The sequence below is a fragment of the Shinella sp. GW835-FHT14H05 genome (genome assembly GCF_058793575.1).
This window is the reverse complement of sequence record NZ_JBXAFY010000001.1, coordinates 482,876-500,416: the sequence shown is the minus strand read 5'-3', so window position 1 is coordinate 500,416 and position 17,541 is coordinate 482,876. Positions and strand designations below refer to the sequence as shown.

The window sequence follows — 17,541 nt, the reverse complement described above, 5'->3', positions numbered from 1 at the left end:
AAGGTGCTGTTCCCGCGGGTGTCAAGCGACGTTCGCACAAAAATCGCTTTGTCCGCAAAGGCCTTGGCGGGCGTGGCTTTTCACGCGGCCACGGGGGTGGAGAGAATGCGCTTGAGGGCGTCTTCCGCTGCCGTTTCGCGTTCCGAGCGCTGGATGAAGCCGCCGCCGTAGATGCGGGCGTCCTCGCCTTCGCCGGAATAGAGCGCGCAGGCCTGGCCCGGAGCGACGCCGGCTTCGCCTTCCGCAAGCTCGACATAGATGCCGCCAGGGCCGGACTGCAGGCGCGCGGGGCGCGGCGGACGCGTCGAGCGCACCTTGGCGTAACAATCGAAACCGGCCGCAGCGACGGTTTCGAGATCGCCGTCGCCAAGCCAGTTGATATCGCGCAGATAGAGGCGGCGCGTTTCCAGCGCTTCCTTCGGGCCGACGATGACGCGGCGCGAGCGGGCGTCGAGATAGACGACGTAGAGCGGCTCGCCGGTGGCGATGCCGATGCCGCGGCGCTGGCCGATCGTATAGTGCAGGATGCCGTCATGCTGGCCGAGCACGCGGCCGTCGATATGCACGATATCGCCGGCAAGCGCCGCGTTCGGCTTCAGCTTGTTGACGATATCGGTGTACTTGCCCTGCGGCACGAAACAGATGTCCTGGCTGTCGGCCTTCTTGGCGACGACGAGGCCCATCTCTTCCGCAAGCGCCCGGGTTTCGGCCTTCGAGAGATGGCCGAGCGGGAAGCGCAGATAATCGATCTGCTCCTGGGTGGTCGCGAAGAGGAAATAGCTCTGGTCGCGCTCCGCATCGACCGGACGGTAGAGCGCGCGGCGTTCCGGCGCTGCAGCGGTCGGGTTCGGGCGCGAGCGGATATAATGGCCGGTCGCCAGCGCATCCGCGCCAAGCTCCTTGGCTGTCGCCAGGAGATCGGCGAACTTGACGGTCTGGTTGCAGGCGACGCAGGGGATCGGCGTTTCGCCGGCGATGTAGCTTTCGGCGAAGGGGTTGATCACAGTCTCGCGAAAGCGCTTTTCATAATCCAGCACATAGTGCGGGATGCCGATCGTTTCGCAGACGCGGCGCGCATCGTCGATGTCCTGGCCGGCACAGCAGGAGCCCGCACGGTGCACGGCGGCGCCATGATCGTAAAGCTGCAAGGTGATGCCGAGGACGTCATAACCCTCGCGTTTCAGGATTCCGGCCACCACGGAACTGTCGACGCCGCCGGACATGGCGACGACGACACGCGTATCTTCTGGCTTCCGGTCGAAATCGAGACTGTTCACGCGAGGTCCGTTCCGATGTTGCGGCGGCCGCCTTCGGGGCTTGCCGCAGACACCTTTGACTGAAACGCCGGAAACCGGCCATTGCGGCGCCCCGTCACTATCGGGACGCCTCTGGGGCGACATATAGAAACTTGCCGCCCCGAGGGCAAGAGAAGGCCGGAAACCTCGTCTTTCCGGCCACGCACGGGATCGTCCCTCCCGGTCCGCAGAGAGGGGTTGTCGCGCGCGAACGAAAAGTCAGATGAGCCGCAGGCGCAAGGCGATCGCGATCGCCTGCATGCGGTTGACGGCCTGGAGCTTTCGGGTGGCGCTCTTGAAATAGCTGCTCACCGTATAGACCGAGATGCCGAGGATGATGGCGATCTCGTCGCTGCTCTTGCCGGCGGCCGCCCAGCGCAGGCACTCGACCTCGCGGCTCGACAGCTTTTCCCGCCCCGCCGTCGCCGCGACAAAGGTCTTTTCCAGACATTCGAACAGTTGGAGGGCGGCGAAATGCAGCTCCGTCAGCTCCGGCCGGGCAAGCGGCGTGCGCGTGCCGGAAAAGACCATCAGATAGGGATCTGAGGTCGTGGAATGCATGAGCAGCGCCGTGGAGCCGGAAAGGCCGTAGCTTTCGGCGAGCGTGATCGCCTCGCCGGCCTGCCCGCTTTCCCAGTCCGATGGCGCCAGAAGCGAGCTGTCGCCCTGGACGGGCAGCTTCGTCATACCGGTCTCGATCGCGAGACGGCTTACGTGGAACAGATTCATCGCATCATATTTGCGCACGAGATCGGCCGGCCAGTTGCTGACGAGCAGGCGCTCGGCAAAACGCTGCTGGCCGTTGGCCGGAAAACGCGACACCAGGAAATGGCTGAAGCGAAAATGGTTGGCGCACTGGCGCATGAGGTGCAGCACCTCATATTCGGTCTGCACGGATTCAATATTGGCCGTCGACAGGAATTCGGGCGACCAACCCTGCTGCAGGAGCATGTTGTCTGGATCTCTCATTTTCCGTTTCCAACAGCCGGCGCGGACGCGCGCCGGGCTCGTGTGCATTCTCGGTCCGGAAAATTACAGGAGCACCATCGCTTACAAACACGACGAAAAACGCCGCGTCAGCCATGTCCCAAAGGGAAACAGCTCGCGGATAGAATTCATTTGGATGCATCCTGGGGGCTTCCGGTGACATCAACGATGCCGCCCCCAAATTTTGGGGCTTATTAGCAGTATTTGAATAAAAGAGAAACGTTTTATTTGCATGGCTCCCATGCAGGCTCTGCGCGAGCGCGCATAGACAAACGTAACGGAAACCAGCGCTTACAGAGCCCCGCACGATCGGCGAAGCCGCTCAAATGATTAGAAAATTGTTAGCATGCGTTTAGGCAAATCTTAAATGTGGCAAGCTACAGTCCGGGGATATGGTCTTGAGTTTATGTAGAGAGTCCAATGACCGATCTGATACGACCACGCGTTAAATACGTCATCGGCCCCGATGGCAGCCCTCTGACAATTGCCGATCTGCCGCCGGCTAATACGCGGCGCTGGGTGATTCGCCGGAAGGCAGAAGTCGTCGCCGCGGTGCGCGGCGGGCTCTTGAGCCTCGAAGAAGCCTGTGAACGTTATACGCTGACGGTCGAAGAATTCCTCTCCTGGCAGTCCTCCATCAACGACCATGGCCTTGCTGGCCTGCGCACCACGCGCATCCAGCAATACCGCCACTAGCGTCCCATTTTTGATCAAGACCCCTACGGCTGCGCCTTGCGCAGCCGTAGTTCTTTTTATCAATATTCAGCGCGGTTGCAGCTTCATCTGCAGGAGCCCGGTCATGATGGCCGAGGCGGCGTAGAACCACAGGCCGGGCTGGGTGAAGGCCGAGGCCATGCCGCTCGTCTTCGCCGCGACGATGACCAGCGCCACCAGCATCACATCCATCATCGACCATTTGCCGAGCAGCGGAAGCAGCCGGGCGATCCAGTTCGCCTTGCCGTCAGCCGGCGTCGGCGCGGTCGCCTCCAGCGCTATGGCGAAGAGCTTGATGACCGGGAAGACGATGGAAAACAGGCCGACCAGCACGGCCAGCGCGCCGCTGCCCTGCACCCAGAGCGAGACGACGATATCGATCAGCGAGGGCGTCTCGTTGAAGAAATACAGTTTTTCGAAGCGCACGAGCGGCAGGACGAGACCGAAGGCCAGGAACAGCGCGGAGAGCACGAGAAGAGCGGGTACGGCGAGAATCATGGGCACACGTCGGAGGTTTCGATGCGTCCTGCATAGCATTCGCCAGGCTCTGACGCAGCACACTCCGTTCACATCCGGATGGCTTGCCGGATCCGCCGGGACAGGAAAGGATGGCGCCAACGCAACCGCAAGCGAGGACCATCATGGATATCAAGGACGAAGAAACCGGCTCGAAGGGCCGCTATTCCACCATCGTCGAAGGGCACGAAGCGGAGGTGACTTATTCGCGCACCTCGCCGAAGCTCGTCATCGTCGATCATACCGGCGTGCCGGATGCGCTGCGCGGCAAGGGCGTCGGCCAGGCGCTGGCGGCCCATGCGGTGGAGGCGGCGCGGGCGGGTGGCTGGAAGATCATGCCGCTCTGCCCCTTCTTCCGGGCGCAGGCCATGCGCCACAAAGACTGGCAGGACGTCGTCAATCTCTAAACGGAAATTGACGCAACGCGAAGAACCCTCGTGAGCGGTCTTCCGGCCGCTCGCGAAGGTCCTTCGAATTGAAACGGATCAGGCGCGAAGCCGAACCGCGTTGTCGCGCTCTTCCAGCGCCGAAGCCTTGGCGAACTCCGCCTCCGCCTCTTCCAGTGCCAGTTCCGCCGCATCCTGCTGCACCTTCAGTTCCCGAATGGAGACCTGAAGATTGTCGGAGCGCTGACGCGCTGCCTTGGCGAAGGTGGGATAAGCGAAGTGGTTGGGATCGGTGATCCCGGACTTCTTTTCCTCGATGGCGATCTGGGTTTCCAGTTCCTTCGACATCCGTTCGAATTCGGACATCATCAACTGAAGCTGGGCCAGCTGCCGTCTCTTGTCTTTCACCTGAAATTCCTTCAGGCGAACTAGGCTCTCACGCGACTTCATACGCAATACTCCCGTGGATAGCGAGACCCCGGCATTGGAGCGAATGGCGGCCTGATTCTCTCGGCAACCACGCACTCCGCATTCCAAATCAGCCCCCGAAGCGCGGTGTTTTCCACACGCCGGAAGCCGTCTTGCGCCCGAAACCCGGCAAAACGCACCAGGCCCCGAAAAAAATTCAGCGATATTAATAAAACCCTACCGCTGGTAACCTTTCGTTTACGGGCATCGTTAATCATAGGTGCGAGGATTTAAGGCTCAGTAAATGCGGTTCGCAAAAAAGAGGTGGGGCGCATTGATGAGTCGAAAGAGTCGGTTAGCTGTGTTTCTTGAAGGAACATATTAAGAGACACAATTCTGATTCATCCATAAAATCAGGAGCCTGCCTAAAATAATTAACAGATCGATGCATCTTGCCAAAGTGAATCAGGATTTGTTAACCATTTCGTGGCAGCCTCCAAATCAGGCAACGACTGGATCCGTATCGCGTAGGGGGCCAGAAACCTTGAGCGGCGGAAAAGGGGACAGATATGCGGGTTCTACTCATTGAGGACGACAGCGCGACGGCGCAGAGCATCGAATTGATGCTGAAGTCCGAAAGTTTTAATGTGTATACCACCGACCTCGGCGAGGAAGGTGTCGATCTGGGCAAGTTGTACGATTACGACATCATCCTGCTCGATCTGAACCTCCCCGACATGTCGGGTTACGAGGTTCTGCGCACGCTTCGCCTGTCCAAGGTCAAGACGCCGATCCTCATCCTCTCCGGCATGGCCGGCATCGAGGACAAGGTGCGCGGCCTTGGCTTCGGTGCCGACGACTACATGACCAAGCCCTTCCACAAGGACGAGCTCGTCGCCCGCATTCACGCCATCGTGCGCCGTTCCAAGGGCCATGCCCAGTCGGTCATCTCGACGGGCGAACTCATCGTCAACCTCGATGCCAAGACGGTCGAGGTCGGTGGCCAGCGCGTCCACCTGACGGGCAAGGAATACCAGATGCTGGAGCTGCTTTCGCTCCGCAAGGGCACCACGCTCACCAAGGAAATGTTCCTGAACCACCTTTATGGCGGCATGGACGAGCCGGAACTGAAGATCATCGACGTCTTCATCTGCAAGCTGCGCAAGAAGCTTGCGAACGCCGCCGGCGGCGCGAACTATATCGAGACGGTCTGGGGCCGCGGCTACGTGCTGCGCGAGCCCGATGGCGACTTCGCCGAAAGCGCCTGATACCACCCTCCCCGCTCCAAAATTCCAACCCGCCGCTTTGCCGGCGGGTTTTTTCGTTGTGTGTCAGGGAGATAAGCCCGGAACGAAAAACGCGGCCGGCTCTTCACGAGCGGCCGCGTTGATGTCGTCAGATTAAGGTCGGTCGTTTCAGGCGGCGATCGAAAGATTGCCGAAGACCTGGGTCAGGATCTTGCGGTCGAACGGCTTCAGCAGGAAGTCGTCGGCACCGGCGCGCTTGCCCATCATCATCTTCTTGAGGTCCGCCTCGACCACGCAATAGTAGATGCGCACCGACTTGCCCTGCGGCAGGTTGCGGATATTGCCGATCAGCTCGATCGCACCGTCCATCGTCGCATCGACGATGATGATGTTCGGCAGCTCCGCCTCGCAACGCACCAGCGCTTCGAGCGAGCTCGACGCTTCCAGCACGAGGAAATTGAAACCGGAGAGAATACGCTTGCCGACCTTACGGACGACGTCGGAACCATCGGCGATCATCAACCGCTGCATTAGCTGCTCCTAGGGTCTCCCGCTCTTGAGCTGCGGGAAGATTACAGGTTGCAACTGTACCGGCGGCTGGCAAACAAAGCGTTAGCGGCCATGGTTAACAAACCCTGGCCGCATTGTTTTACGCCTCGGCGGCGACCACGCGGGCGGAAAAGACGATCTCTTCGGGCGAAGCCGCCACGTCGAGCTGCATGCCCGCCTCATCCGCCAGCAGCACCGTGTAATAGGGCTGGATGGAATGGGCGTCGACCGACTCTTCCGGCGTGCCGGAGAGGATCTCCATGAATTTCGGCGGCACGCGCAGCATACGGCCCTTGGCGGTGAGCTTGAAGACAGCGTCCGTTTCCGGGTTCTCCAGCGTCACGTCGATCGAGCCGCCGCGCGGGATGGCGCCGTAGGCGACGAGAAACAGGTTGAGCAGCAGCTTGACCCGGTTCTTCGCGACGATGGCGCGCGGCCCCGTCCAGGTGATCTCGGTCTTCTTCTCGGCGACGGCGAAATCGCGCGCCGCCTTTTCCGCCTCGCCCGTATCGATGGATGCGCCAACCGAGCCGGAGGCGCCGAAAGCGAGCCGTGCGAACTTCAGCCGGACGGAGGCATTCAGCGCGCTGGTGCGGATGAGGTCCATCGCCTCCGAATCAGCGCCGCCCTCGTCGAGCAGTTCCAGCCCGTTGTTGATCGCGCCGACGGGCGAGATGACGTCATGGCAGACGCGGCTGCAAAGAAGCGCTGCCAGATCGGGACCGGTCAGCGTAAGGTTCGGATTTTTCGCCATAAATTTCTCCCAGGTCCACGTATTCTTGCAACGCGGCGGCCTCACAGGGCACTGTCGCGGGCATCCTGCGCGACGCATAACACGTCGGAATTGCGCGAGGCGTACCCGAATTGAAGACAGCCATAATGACACCACATTTGGTAAACCGATTGTTAAGACGATCGGATCAAATTGCTGCATGGAACGGGGCCGAGACATGAAGGAAGGCGAACGGGACATGCGTGTTTCAAAAACGGTCACGACGGCGTTCAGGATCGTCACAACGGCGCTGCTGGCGCTCTTCTGGATTTTGCCGGCTCAGGCACAGCAGAGCAACGGCCAATATTCCATGCAGGAAATCGTCGATGCCGGCCACGGCTTCTTCGGCTCCACCTCGGGTGGCCTTGCCAAGGTGGTCGAACGTGCTTTCGAATCCCACGGCCTGCCCAACGGCTACATTCTCGGCCAGGAAGGGTCCGGCGCCTTCGTCGCGGGCCTGACCTATGGCGAGGGCACGCTGAACACCAAGAATGCCGGCCAGCATTCGGTGTTCTGGCAAGGCCCGTCGCTCGGCCTCGACTGGGGCGGCCAGGGCAGCCGCACCATGATGCTCGTCTACAATCTGCCCGACGTCAATGCGCTCTATGAGCGCTACGGTGGCGTTTCCGGCTCGGCCTATGTCATTGCAGGCGTCGGCATGCAGGTCAATGTCAACCGCGACGTCGTGCTCGTGCCGATCCGCACGGGCGTCGGCGCCCGCATCGGCATCAATGCCGGCTACCTGAAGCTCACCCGCGAGCCGACCTGGAATCCCTTCTGATCGCCCCCTTGGTCGAATGAACGGCGGCCCTCGCCCGTCAGGTTAACCGAGAGTTGATTTCGCCGGGCATCCCCCTGTGAAAGTTCGGGTGAGCCGCTATAGTGCGCTTGCTTGAACCGTTTTGGGCCGTTTTGGAACGAGTGGACCTGTGATCGAGTATGCCCTTCTCTTCGCGCTCGGCTTTCTCGCCGCCACGCTGACCGGTCTGCTCGTCGCGCCGGCCATCCAGAAACGCGTCGTCAAGTTCACCGAAGAGCGCATGCGCGCCACGATGCCGCTGAGCCCGCAGGAAGTACGGGCGCAAAAAGACATGGCCCGCGCCGCCTATGCGGCGGAAAACGCCCGCCTGTCGCAGAGCGTGCGCCGCGAGCGCGAAAAACACACGCTGGAAATGGTGCGCAACGAGAAACTGCTGGCGCAGGCGGCGGCGATCGGCACGGAAAACGCCGAACTGCACGCCCAGATCGCCGACATGAACATCGAGGCCGGCGACATGCGCTCGGCGCTGCGCCGCGAGGAAATGAAGACCGAGCAGTTGAAGACCGCGCTGTCGACCGCCGACCGCGAGATCCGCGGCAAGGAAGCCGACATCGAGAGCCTGCACGGCCGCATCGACCATCTCGAAGCGGACCTCGACAATATGAAGATCGACCTCGCCACCCGCGACACGGCGATGGAAAACCTGAAGAGCCGCATCGGCAATCTCAAGGACGAGCGCGACAAGCTGCGCGAGGACATCAAGACGGCGAGCCAGGCGGCAAAATCGCTGGAAATTCGCCTTTCGCGCGAAGAGGGCCGCGTGCGCCAGCTGGAAACGCGGCTGACGCGCGAGCTCGCCGGCAGCGCCGACAAGGACAATGCAATCGAACGGCGCATCGCGGAAATCAACCGCCTGCGCGACAAGGTGAAGACGTTGACAGCGGAAAACAAGGACACGGTGAAAGCGATGCGGTCCACCGGACTTGCCCGCACCATCGCAACGAGCCGCATTTCCGCCCGCCGCACAGAAAAGCTGGTACCGCCGCCGATCGACATCGGCGCGCTGGAAGAGGACGTGCGCAACCAGGGCACGGCGCTTTCGGAACGGCTGCTCGCCGCGAAAACCGGCGACAACGACGCCGCACTGCGCGAGGAAATGGCCGATCTCGCCAGCAAGATGATCGTGCTGACGGCGGCACGCGAGGGTGCCGGCTCGCCGGTGCACGATCTCATCGCCACGATCGACCCGGCGCTCGACGGCGACGAACGCAGCCTCGCCCAGCGCGTGCGCGAGCAGATCAGCGGCGACGAAGCTTGAAACGTCCCCGGAGGGCGGCATGAAGGCAGCAATCCTGGCATTGGTGATCGGCATTTCCGGCGCGACCGCCCCCTCGCCCAAGCAGGCGATGAGCATCGACGGGCGCTATTGCGGCCGGCTGTGGAGTAATGGCGACCTGGTCGAGGCGATCACCGTGCTATCGCTGACAGGCGACGGCCGGCTGACCGGCACCTACGAATTCGCCGACGGCGACGGCCGGAGCACCGGCACGCTGACGGAAGACCCACCCGGCAAAGGCCTCGACCGCCGGCTCGACTGGCGCGACATGTATGGCACCGGCAAGCTCTTCATCACCATCAGGCCGGATTACAGCGGCTTCACCGGCAAATGGCAGGATCAGACCGGCTCGCCGAACGAATTGTGGGACGGCGTGCGCTGCTAGGCGACACGCCCCATGGTGAGCGCGATCTGGTAGAGCGCGATGCCGCTCGCCGTCGCGACATTGAGGCTGTCCAGTCCCGGCCGTTGCGGAATACGCGCCGTGCGGAAGGAGGACAGGATGGTTTCCGGCAGCCCCTCGCCTTCCGTGCCGAGCACGAGCGCGATCTTTCGCGCTGACGGGATTTCCCCTACCGGAACCGCACCGCGTGGCGAAAGACCCCAGATCTCGTAGCCTGCTTCGGCGAGGCCCCGCAGCATCGCCTCGGCAGCGAGCCCGCGCGAAAACGGCACCGTCAGCACGGAGCCGACGGAAACCCGGATCGCCTTGCGGTAAAGCGGATCGCAGCTCGTCTCGTCGAGAAACACCGCATCCGCGCCGAAGGCCGCAGCATTGCGGAAGATCGAACCGACATTGTCATGGTTGGAGAGGCCGCAGCCGGCGAGCACGAGGCTCTTTTCCTGCAGCGATGGCAGCAGTGGCGTCGCCTGCGCCGGCTTGCGGCCGAGCGCCAGCACGCCGCGATGCATGTTGAAGCCGGCAATCGCATCGAAGACGGGCGCCGCAGCGACATAGACCGGCACGGTCTCCGGAAAGGCGGCAAGCACCTCGGCGACGCCGGCGACACGGCTTTCAAGAAGCAGGATCGCCTCGGCGGCAAAGCCGTTTTGCCGCGCCCGCGCGCTGCCGAGCATGCGCAGCACCACCGTGCCCTCGGCGATGAACAGGCCGTCGCGGCCCGTGAGATCGCGCTCGCGGATCGAGACGAAGCCGGCAATGCGCGGATCGGCTGGATCTTCTATGCGGAGCGGTTCGGCCGCCATGGCGGATCAGTTGCCCTTGACGTCGATCTCCGCGACGATGCGGCTTGCCGCGATGTCGAAGAGGAAGGCCTTGCGCACGCCGTCCGCCATCACGCCGTAGAACAGGATCTGGCCGGCCGACTGCGACACGGCCGAGACGGCGAAACCATCGGGCAGCGTCGCGGTCGCCTTGACCGGTGCATCGCTCGGCACGGCAACGCCGCCAGCGACGGCGGCTTCCGGCTTGCTTTCGCGCGTGTTGATCTTGTAGACAATGGCCGCAAGCACCGCCATGAACATCAAAAGCATGATGCCGCCCGAGACCAGTTGCAGGCGCATCATCTTGCGACGAACGTTTTCCATCACCGGGTCGAGCGGCTTGTCTTCCTGATCGTCGTTTTCGATGTTGGACATGGCAAGGCGACCTTCCGGCAATGAGCTGAGTTGAACGATGACCGACCCCTTTAAAGAAGCCGAGGCGACAAGAAAAGTCCTGACGGTGCCGGAAGACGCCGAAGGACGCATCGACGCCTGGCTCGCGGCCACACTCGCCGGTGATTTTTCGCGCAACCGCATCAAGGCGCTGATCGAGGAAGGGGCCGTGCTGGTCAACGGAACGGCGGTCGGCGAGCCGAAGCGCAAGGTCCACCCCGGCGACCGCGTCGAGATCGCCCTGCCAGAGCCGCGCGATCCCGAGCCACAGGCCGAAGACATCCCGATCGACGTGCTCTACGAGGATGACGACCTGATCGTGCTGGTGAAGCCGGCGGGCCTCGTCGTGCATCCCGGCGCCGGCAACTGGACGGGCACGCTGGTCAACGCGCTCATCCACCATTGCGGCAAAACCCTTTCCGGCATCGGCGGCGTGCGCCGTCCCGGCATCGTGCATCGGCTCGACAAGGAGACAAGCGGCGTCATGGTCGTCGCCAAGAACGACGCCGCGCACCGCCACCTCTCCGACCAGTTCGCCGACCACGGCCGCACCGGCCCGCTGGAGCGCGCCTACCAGGCGGTCGTCTGGGGCCGCCCGCGTCAGCTGAAAGGCACCATCGACGCGCCGCTCGGCCGCGGCAACGATCGCACCAAACGCGCGGTGAAGCGCGAGGACGCCGACGATGCCCGCGAGGCGATCACCCACTACGAAGTGGTCGAGCGCTACGGGGAGACTCCCGACGCCACCAGCCTCGCCTCCCTCGTGGAATGCCATCTCGAAACCGGCCGCACGCACCAGATCCGCGTGCACATGGCCCATATCGGCCACCCGCTGGTCGGCGACCCGGAATATGGCGCCGCCTTCAAGACCAAGGCGAACCGCCTGCCGGACGAGGCGCGCAACGTCGTCAACGGTTTCCGCCGGCAGGCGCTGCACGCCTTCATGCTGCAGTTCGAGCATCCCGCCACCGGCGAGACCATGCATTTCGAAGCGCCGCCGCCGGAGGATCTCGAACGACTGATTTTGGCGCTGCGCGCAGTGGAAAATACCACCAAGCCTTGATTTCCGGGTACAAAACCCCACCTTGGGAATGTATCGAAAAATCCGTTTCGCCCGGCCCGCTTTCACGTATCCGTGAAACTCGCGGACGCTTGAACCATTGTTTCGCCATACCTATCTGTACACTCAGTGGGGTCGCCATGACCCACTGGGGAGCATGGTTGCTGACGGGGATCCGGTTTCAGAGGATCGTGCTCCGTACCAAGGCTTGCCGAATGGAAGCCGCTTCAGAAAGGGGTGCTGAATGGCCCGCAATACGCTGCCGTCGATCACGGCCGGAGAAGGTGGTCTCAACCGCTATCTCGATGAAATCCGCAAGTTTCCAATGCTTGAGCCGCAGCAGGAATACATGCTCGCCAAGCGTTACCAGGAGCACGGCGACCGCACGGCGGCGCATGAGCTCGTCACCAGCCATCTTCGGCTCGTGGCCAAGATCGCCATGGGCTATCGCGGCTACGGCCTGCCGATCGGCGAAGTCGTTTCCGAGGGCAATGTCGGCCTGATGCAGGCCGTCAAGAAGTTCGACCCGGAACGCGGCTTCCGTCTGGCGACCTATGCCATGTGGTGGATCAAGGCCTCGATCCAGGAATATATCCTGCGCTCGTGGTCGCTGGTGAAGATGGGCACGACTGCCAACCAGAAGCGCCTGTTCTTCAACCTGCGCCGCATGAAAAGCAAGATCCAGGCGATCAACGACGGCGACCTGAAGCCCGACCAGGTCAAGGAAATCGCGACCAAGCTGAAGGTTTCGGAAGACGAAGTCGTCTCGATGAACCAGCGCCTCACCGGCGATGCCTCACTCAACGCGCCCATCAAGGCCGGCGAAGGCGAATCCGGCCAGTGGCAGGATTGGCTCGTCGACGACCACGACAGCCAGGAACAGACGCTGATCGAGCAGGACGAGCTGGACACCCGCCGCGCCATGCTGGCGCGCGCCATGGGCGTGCTGAACGACCGCGAACGCCGCATCTTCGAGGCCCGCCGCCTCGCCGAAGATCCGGTGACGCTGGAAGAGCTGTCGTCCGAGTTCGACATCAGCCGCGAGCGCGTGCGCCAGATCGAGGTCCGCGCCTTCGAGAAGGTGCAGGAAGCCGTGCAGAAATATGCGGCCGAACAGGCCCGCGCGGTGCGCGTCATCGAAGACGCCTGAAGCGCGAAGCGATAATCCAAACGAAAAGGCCCGGCAGCGATGCCGGGCCTTTTTTGTTGTGAGAAGCGAGCGGCCTTACTGGCTGCCGGCCGCGCCGAGCGTCGTCCAGGCTTTCATCACCGTGTCGAAGGCTTCCGTGCCCGCCGTGCCCTTGTCGAGCGTCATCAGCGCGCGCCGGCCGTTGCGGTAGGTGATCGGAATATCGATCCAGCTGCGCGTGCGCAGGAGTTCGGTATTCTTGGCGATCGCCTCCGGGAAGTCGTTGAGGGCGATCATGTGGAAGTCGTCGGTGATCTTCGCCGGCACCGCGATCAGCGCATCGCCCCGGTCCTGCTCGGTCCGCTTCATCGCCACGCGCTGCACGCTCTCGATGCCGCCGCCTTCGAAATTCTCCGGCAGCGAGAAGACGAGCTCGACGAGATGGCTTGCCGGCAGGGATCGGTCGCCGTTGCGGCGGAAGGTGATCAGCGCGGTCAGGCCCTTGGAGGGCACGTTGATCTGCGCGCGCACCACCGGCTCGGCCTTGGCCTCGCCACCCGGCGATTCTTCCGCGCTCGACCAGGCGACCGTGCCTTCGATCGCCGTCGGCGCCGTCTGGCCGAGGCGCTCCTCATAGAGGAACATTTTCTGCGTGACGCCGATGGCGGCCGGCTGCTCGCCGGTGGTTGCGGGTGTCTGCGTATCCGTCGTGGTCGCGGTGCCGGTGCCAGTGGTGCCGGCCGGCGTCTGCGTCGTGCCGTCCGTCGTGGTCGTGCCCGCGCCGGTGGTGCCCGCGGCGGCCGCGCCGTCCTCGGTTACCACGCCCGCGGTTTCCGTCGACTGGGCGGCAACCGACTTGCCCTCTTCCGGCGTTGCGCCGTCCAGCGCTGCCGCCGGGCCTTCGTCCACTTCGGTGCCATCCGTCAGCAGGCGCTGGGTGAACTTGCCGTTGCCGGTCGGCGTGGCAGAGGCCACCTCGGTGTTCGCTGTGGTCGTGCCGGCGGCATTGTCCGTCGTCTCGGCCGTGTCGGCCGGCGTGGTGTTGGCCGGCAGGTTGCGGCCGCCTTCGGCGGTGTCGGTGGTCTGCTGCTGGGTCTCGGCCGGCGTCTCGGTCGACGGCGCGGTGAACGAGGCGATGCGCTCGTTGACCCAGCCGTTGACGGTATCGCGGTTGAACCAGTAGCCGGCACCCACGCCGCCAACGATGGCGATGAGCGCGATCACGGCGGCAAGCGCGCCAAGATTGATGCGCGACTTGCGCGGCTCGGCGCGGAAGGAGCGCTGCGGCGCACGAGCCGGCTCGAAAGCGGGCGTGGATGGTGTGGCCTCGGCAGTGGTGGCCGCCGCCACGGTGGATGCGGCGGCGACGCCGGCCTTCGGCGTATGGCCGAGAAGGTCGTCGAGATCGCCCCATTCCTGGGTCTTGGCGGTTTTTTCCCGCTCGGCGTCCGGCTGGGCAGCCTTGTCGTCCGGCCAGTCCCAGGCGAGCGGATCGCTGGCCACCGCCGGCGTCGGCTCGTGTTTTTCAACATCGACCGCGACGGGTGCGGCCTCGTTCCAGTTCCACTGGGCTTCCGCCGAGGGCATGCGGGCATCCGCGACCGGCTCGGCTTCGGGTAGCTTCTCGTCGTGAACCGGGTAGACCCGGGCCTCCGGCTCCACGGCCGCGACGGTCTCCACCGCTTCGGCTTCCACGGGGCGATCCGGCTCCGGCTCCTGCCAGGAGGGCACGTAGTCGTCGGCGGGCGCGGCCTCGACATGCCAGGACGGCTCGCTATGCGCCTCGGCAGCAACCGGCTGCGGCTCGTCCGCGACGCGCTCTTCCTCGACAACCGGCTCGGGTTCGGGCTCGATGGTGGTTTCGGCAACCGGCTCGTCTTCGATCACCGGCTCGACCGGCGCCTCGTGGACATGCTCCACCGGCTCGTCGTGCTGCTCCGGTTCCGCTTCCGCGACCGCCTCTTCCGGCTCGTTGACGGCAACGGGTTCTTCCGCCACCGGCTCCGGCTGGAGGATATCCTCGACGGGTTCCGGTGCGACATCGTCGGCGGGAAGCGCCTCGGCATGGTCTATCTCGACGCTGTCGATCGCCGCTTCGAGCTTGTCGAGCTGACGTTTCACCAGGTCATCGGAAGGGCGCGGGTTCATGGATTCGAGTTGCCGGCGCACGGCACCGCGCGCCTTCTCGTAAACCTTCTGCCGCATCTCGGCATTATTGTCCGAGAGGCCGTCCACGGCCCTCCGAATGACTGCTACAAAATCCGCCATCAGAACTTTCCGTCGTGTCCGCTCGCTATCTCATTGGAATACGTCACGGAACTGGTGTTGAGCTTGAGATTAGTCCTCAAACGGGTCGGTCACAAGTATCGTGTCCTCCCGCTCCGGACTGGTCGAAAGCAGGGCGACGGGGGCGCCGATCAACTCTTCGACCTGTCGTACATATTTGATCGCCTGGGCCGGCAGGTCCGCCCAGCTGCGCGCGCCGACCGTCGATTCCTTCCAGCCTTCGAGCGTGATATAGACCGGCTCGACGCGGGCCTGCTGGCCCTGGCTTGCCGGAAGATAGTCGATTTCCTTGCCGTCAAGCTTGTAGGCGACGCAGATCTTCAACTCGTCGAGACCATCCAGAACGTCGAGCTTGGTGAGCGCGATGCCCGTGATGCCCGAAGTCTTCACGGTCTGGCGCACGAGAACCGAATCGAACCAGCCGCAGCGGCGCGGACGGCCGGTATTCACGCCGACTTCGCGGCCGACGGTCGAAAGGTGCTTGCCGATCTCGTCATCGAGTTCGCACGGGAACGGCCCCTCGCCGACGCGGGTCGTGTAGGCCTTGGTGATGCCGAGAACGTAACCGATCGCCGTCGGGCCGAGGCCGGAACCGGCGGCAGCCTGTCCGGCAACCGTGTTCGACGAGGTCACGAAGGGATAGGTGCCGTGGTCGTTGTCGAGCAGCGCGCCCTGCGCCCCTTCGAAAAGGATGCGGGAACCGGCCTTGCGGTGGTCATCGAGAATACGCCAGACCTGGTCGACATAGGGCAGCACCCGGTCGGCGACTTCCATCAGTTCCTTCTCGATCGATTCCACCGAGATTTCCGGCAAGCCGAGGCCGCGCCGCAGCGCATTGTGATGGGTCAGCAGCCGGTCGATCTTCGCCGGCAGCGCTTGCCTGTCGGCCAGATCGATGGCGCGGATGGCGCGACGGCCGACCTTGTCTTCATAGGCCGGGCCAATGCCGCGCCGTGTCGTGCCGATCTTCGTGCCGCTGTTGGAGGCGGCATCTTCGCGGAAACCGTCCAGGTCACGGTGCAGCGACAGGATGAGCGGGGCATTGTCGGCGATGCGCAGGATCTCCGGCGTGATGTTCACGCCCTGGGCGCGCAACTTCTCGATTTCGGCGACGAAGTGGTGGGGATCGACGACGACGCCGTTGCCGATGACGCTGAGCTTGCCGCGCACGAGGCCGGACGGCAGCAGAGCCAGCTTGTAGCTCACGCCATCGATAACCAGGGTATGACCCGCATTGTGGCCGCCCTGATAGCGGACGATGACATCCGCGCGTTCGGAAAGCCAGTCGACAATCTTGCCCTTGCCTTCGTCACCCCATTGCGATCCGACCACCACGACGTTCGTCATTTCATCTTTCCCGTATTCGCAAGCGGATAGCCGCGTGCCTGACACAAACCCGCGCATCTATACTGTGTTGTCTTTGGGAATGCGACCCTGTTATGACGGCCACAATCCGCTTTTTACATGACATTCCGCGCTTTTTCGCCTTATGTGGGCCGCCTGCCGACGCACCCCGCGCCCTTCCCTCCACCGTCCGGATCACCCCGCCTTGAACAGCAGAGCCTATTTCTATCTCAGCGTCACCGCCCTTTTCTGGGGCGCGAACTCGGTGGCGGGCAAACTGGCGGTCGGCCATGTCAGCCCGATGGTGCTGACGACCTATCGCTGGATCGTCGCGCTCATCATCATCCTCGCCTTCATGATGCCGCAGGTGAAGCGCGACTGGCCGATGATCCGCAAGCACTGGCTCCAGCTTCTGCTCTACGGCATTTTCGGCTTCACGGCCTTCAATGCCCTGCTCTATACCGCGCTGGGCTATACCAGCGCCATCAATGCCGTCATCGAGCAGGCCGGCATTCCCATGCTGATCTTCGTCTTCAACTTCGTGCTGTTCCGCATCCAGGCCTCCATCGCCCAGATCGTCGGCTTCAGCGTCACGCTCATCGGCGTGCTTGTAACAGCCGCTCATGGCGAATTCTCGGCACTGGCGGAGCTGGAATTCAACTTCGGCGATGCGCTGATGCTCTGCGCGGCCATCGTCTACGCGGCCTATACCGTGTCGCTGCGCTGGAAGCCGGAGTTGCACTGGCAGAGTTTCATTGCCGCCCCCGCCTTCGGCGCGCTCTTGAGCGCCATCCCGCTGTTCTTCTGGGAACTGTCGCGTGGTGCTGCGATCTTCCCGGATACGACCGGCTGGGCGATCGTGCTCTATGCCGGCATTTTCCCGTCGCTGCTCTCGCAGGTTCTCTACGTGCGCGGCGTCGAGATGATCGGCGCCAACCGGGCCGGCCTCTTCATCAACGCCATCCCCGTCTTCGGCACCATTCTCTCCGTGCTGCTGATCGGCGAGACGCTCTACTCCTTCCACGTCGTCGCCCTCCTCCTCGTGCTCGGCGGCATCGCCATTGCCGAGTGGGGCCGGCCGAAGGACAACAAAAAACCCGCCGGATGAGCCGGCGGGTTTCTTTTCGTCTTGGGA

The 17,541-nt window shown here is 63.3% G+C and carries 19 protein-coding genes; 9 read left to right on the top strand and 10 right to left on the bottom strand.

Annotated features, from left to right (window positions below; genetic code table 11):
• Positions 1-80 precede the first annotated feature (80 nt).
• Both mnmA and AC1Q6Z_RS02400 read right to left on the bottom strand, forming a co-directional pair.
• Positions 81-1,277, bottom strand: coding sequence for a tRNA 2-thiouridine(34) synthase MnmA (gene mnmA, locus AC1Q6Z_RS02405; RefSeq protein ID WP_439615981.1), 1,197 nt, complete (start codon positions 1,275-1,277; stop codon positions 81-83).
• A gap of 237 nt (positions 1,278-1,514) precedes the next feature.
• Positions 1,515-2,264 (bottom strand): helix-turn-helix transcriptional regulator, encoded by a 750-nt coding sequence (locus tag AC1Q6Z_RS02400; RefSeq protein ID WP_256121032.1) that lies wholly within the window; start codon positions 2,262-2,264, stop codon positions 1,515-1,517.
• 438 nt (positions 2,265-2,702) lie between these two features.
• Between AC1Q6Z_RS02400 and sciP the strand changes: the two genes are divergently transcribed.
• The gene (gene sciP / locus AC1Q6Z_RS02395) at positions 2,703-2,978 is read left to right on the top strand and encodes a CtrA inhibitor SciP (RefSeq protein ID WP_023515011.1); all 276 of its coding nucleotides are present in this window, start codon (positions 2,703-2,705) and stop codon (positions 2,976-2,978) included.
• A gap of 66 nt (positions 2,979-3,044) precedes the next feature.
• Here the strand turns inward: sciP and AC1Q6Z_RS02390 are convergent, their stop codons facing one another.
• Positions 3,045-3,494: a paraquat-inducible protein A gene (locus AC1Q6Z_RS02390; protein ID WP_256121031.1), complete on the bottom strand. Its 450-nt coding sequence runs from the start codon at positions 3,492-3,494 to the stop codon at positions 3,045-3,047.
• A gap of 143 nt (positions 3,495-3,637) precedes the next feature.
• Between AC1Q6Z_RS02390 and AC1Q6Z_RS02385 the strand changes: the two genes are divergently transcribed.
• A complete protein-coding gene (locus AC1Q6Z_RS02385) occupies positions 3,638-3,919 on the top strand; it encodes a GNAT family N-acetyltransferase (protein ID WP_256121030.1) in 282 nt (93 codons plus the stop codon).
• A 78-nt stretch (positions 3,920-3,997) separates the two neighbouring features.
• Here the strand turns inward: AC1Q6Z_RS02385 and AC1Q6Z_RS02380 are convergent, their stop codons facing one another.
• Positions 3,998-4,348, bottom strand: coding sequence for a flagellar export protein FliJ (locus AC1Q6Z_RS02380; protein ID WP_256121029.1), 351 nt, complete (start codon positions 4,346-4,348; stop codon positions 3,998-4,000).
• A gap of 527 nt (positions 4,349-4,875) precedes the next feature.
• Here AC1Q6Z_RS02380 and ctrA point away from each other — a divergent pair.
• Positions 4,876-5,574, top strand: a complete 699-nt coding sequence (gene ctrA, locus AC1Q6Z_RS02375; protein WP_024270822.1) for a response regulator transcription factor CtrA — start codon at positions 4,876-4,878, stop codon at positions 5,572-5,574.
• A 147-nt stretch (positions 5,575-5,721) separates the two neighbouring features.
• Here the strand turns inward: ctrA and AC1Q6Z_RS02370 are convergent, their stop codons facing one another.
• Both AC1Q6Z_RS02370 and chpT read right to left on the bottom strand, forming a co-directional pair.
• Complete coding sequence (locus AC1Q6Z_RS02370; RefSeq protein WP_256121028.1) at positions 5,722-6,084, bottom strand: response regulator; 363 nt, start codon at positions 6,082-6,084, stop codon at positions 5,722-5,724.
• A gap of 118 nt (positions 6,085-6,202) precedes the next feature.
• The gene (gene chpT, locus AC1Q6Z_RS02365; RefSeq protein WP_256121027.1) at positions 6,203-6,856 is read right to left on the bottom strand and encodes a histidine phosphotransferase ChpT; all 654 of its coding nucleotides are present in this window, start codon (positions 6,854-6,856) and stop codon (positions 6,203-6,205) included.
• A 217-nt stretch (positions 6,857-7,073) separates the two neighbouring features.
• Here chpT and AC1Q6Z_RS02360 point away from each other — a divergent pair, with 217 nt between their 5' ends.
• The 3 genes from AC1Q6Z_RS02360 to AC1Q6Z_RS02350 all read left to right on the top strand — a co-directional run bounded on the left by AC1Q6Z_RS02360 (position 7,074) and on the right by AC1Q6Z_RS02350 (position 9,355).
• Positions 7,074-7,655, top strand: a complete 582-nt coding sequence (locus AC1Q6Z_RS02360; protein ID WP_492646596.1) for a DUF1134 domain-containing protein — start codon at positions 7,074-7,076, stop codon at positions 7,653-7,655.
• A gap of 148 nt (positions 7,656-7,803) precedes the next feature.
• Entirely contained in the window at positions 7,804-8,952 is a 1,149-nt protein-coding gene (locus AC1Q6Z_RS02355; RefSeq protein WP_492646595.1) for a hypothetical protein, read from the top strand.
• Positions 8,953-8,971: 19 nt separating this feature from the next.
• Positions 8,972-9,355 (top strand): hypothetical protein, encoded by a 384-nt coding sequence (locus AC1Q6Z_RS02350; RefSeq protein WP_435266168.1) that lies wholly within the window; start codon positions 8,972-8,974, stop codon positions 9,353-9,355.
• Here AC1Q6Z_RS02350 and AC1Q6Z_RS02345 read toward each other — a convergent pair.
• Complete coding sequence (locus AC1Q6Z_RS02345; protein WP_492646594.1) at positions 9,352-10,176, bottom strand: TrmH family RNA methyltransferase; 825 nt, start codon at positions 10,174-10,176, stop codon at positions 9,352-9,354. The genes AC1Q6Z_RS02350 and AC1Q6Z_RS02345 overlap by 4 nt on opposite strands.
• Before the next feature lie 6 nt (positions 10,177-10,182).
• Complete coding sequence (locus AC1Q6Z_RS02340) at positions 10,183-10,569, bottom strand: hypothetical protein (RefSeq protein ID WP_256121012.1); 387 nt, start codon at positions 10,567-10,569, stop codon at positions 10,183-10,185.
• Between the two features lie 37 nt (positions 10,570-10,606).
• On the opposite strand from AC1Q6Z_RS02340, the gene AC1Q6Z_RS02335 reads away from it, so the two are divergent.
• Together AC1Q6Z_RS02335 and rpoH are read left to right on the top strand one after the other, a co-directional pair.
• The gene (locus AC1Q6Z_RS02335; RefSeq protein ID WP_256121011.1) at positions 10,607-11,650 is read left to right on the top strand and encodes an RluA family pseudouridine synthase; all 1,044 of its coding nucleotides are present in this window, start codon (positions 10,607-10,609) and stop codon (positions 11,648-11,650) included.
• Positions 11,651-11,891: 241 nt separating this feature from the next.
• The gene (rpoH, locus tag AC1Q6Z_RS02330; protein ID WP_435266172.1) at positions 11,892-12,797 is read left to right on the top strand and encodes an RNA polymerase sigma factor RpoH; all 906 of its coding nucleotides are present in this window, start codon (positions 11,892-11,894) and stop codon (positions 12,795-12,797) included.
• A gap of 75 nt (positions 12,798-12,872) precedes the next feature.
• Here rpoH and AC1Q6Z_RS02325 read toward each other — a convergent pair whose 3' ends face one another.
• Together AC1Q6Z_RS02325 and AC1Q6Z_RS02320 are read right to left on the bottom strand one after the other, a co-directional pair.
• Positions 12,873-15,044 (bottom strand): hypothetical protein, encoded by a 2,172-nt coding sequence (locus AC1Q6Z_RS02325; protein ID WP_492646593.1) that lies wholly within the window; start codon positions 15,042-15,044, stop codon positions 12,873-12,875.
• 69 nt (positions 15,045-15,113) lie between these two features.
• Positions 15,114-16,409 carry an adenylosuccinate synthase gene (locus AC1Q6Z_RS02320; RefSeq protein ID WP_492646592.1) on the bottom strand — a complete coding sequence of 432 codons (1,296 nt, stop codon included), beginning with the start codon at positions 16,407-16,409 and terminating at the stop codon, positions 15,114-15,116.
• A 202-nt stretch (positions 16,410-16,611) separates the two neighbouring features.
• Here AC1Q6Z_RS02320 and AC1Q6Z_RS02315 point away from each other — a divergent pair, with 202 nt between their 5' ends.
• Positions 16,612-17,514 (top strand): DMT family transporter, encoded by a 903-nt coding sequence (locus AC1Q6Z_RS02315; RefSeq protein WP_492646591.1) that lies wholly within the window; start codon positions 16,612-16,614, stop codon positions 17,512-17,514.
• The last annotated feature ends 27 nt before the right edge of the window (positions 17,515-17,541 follow it).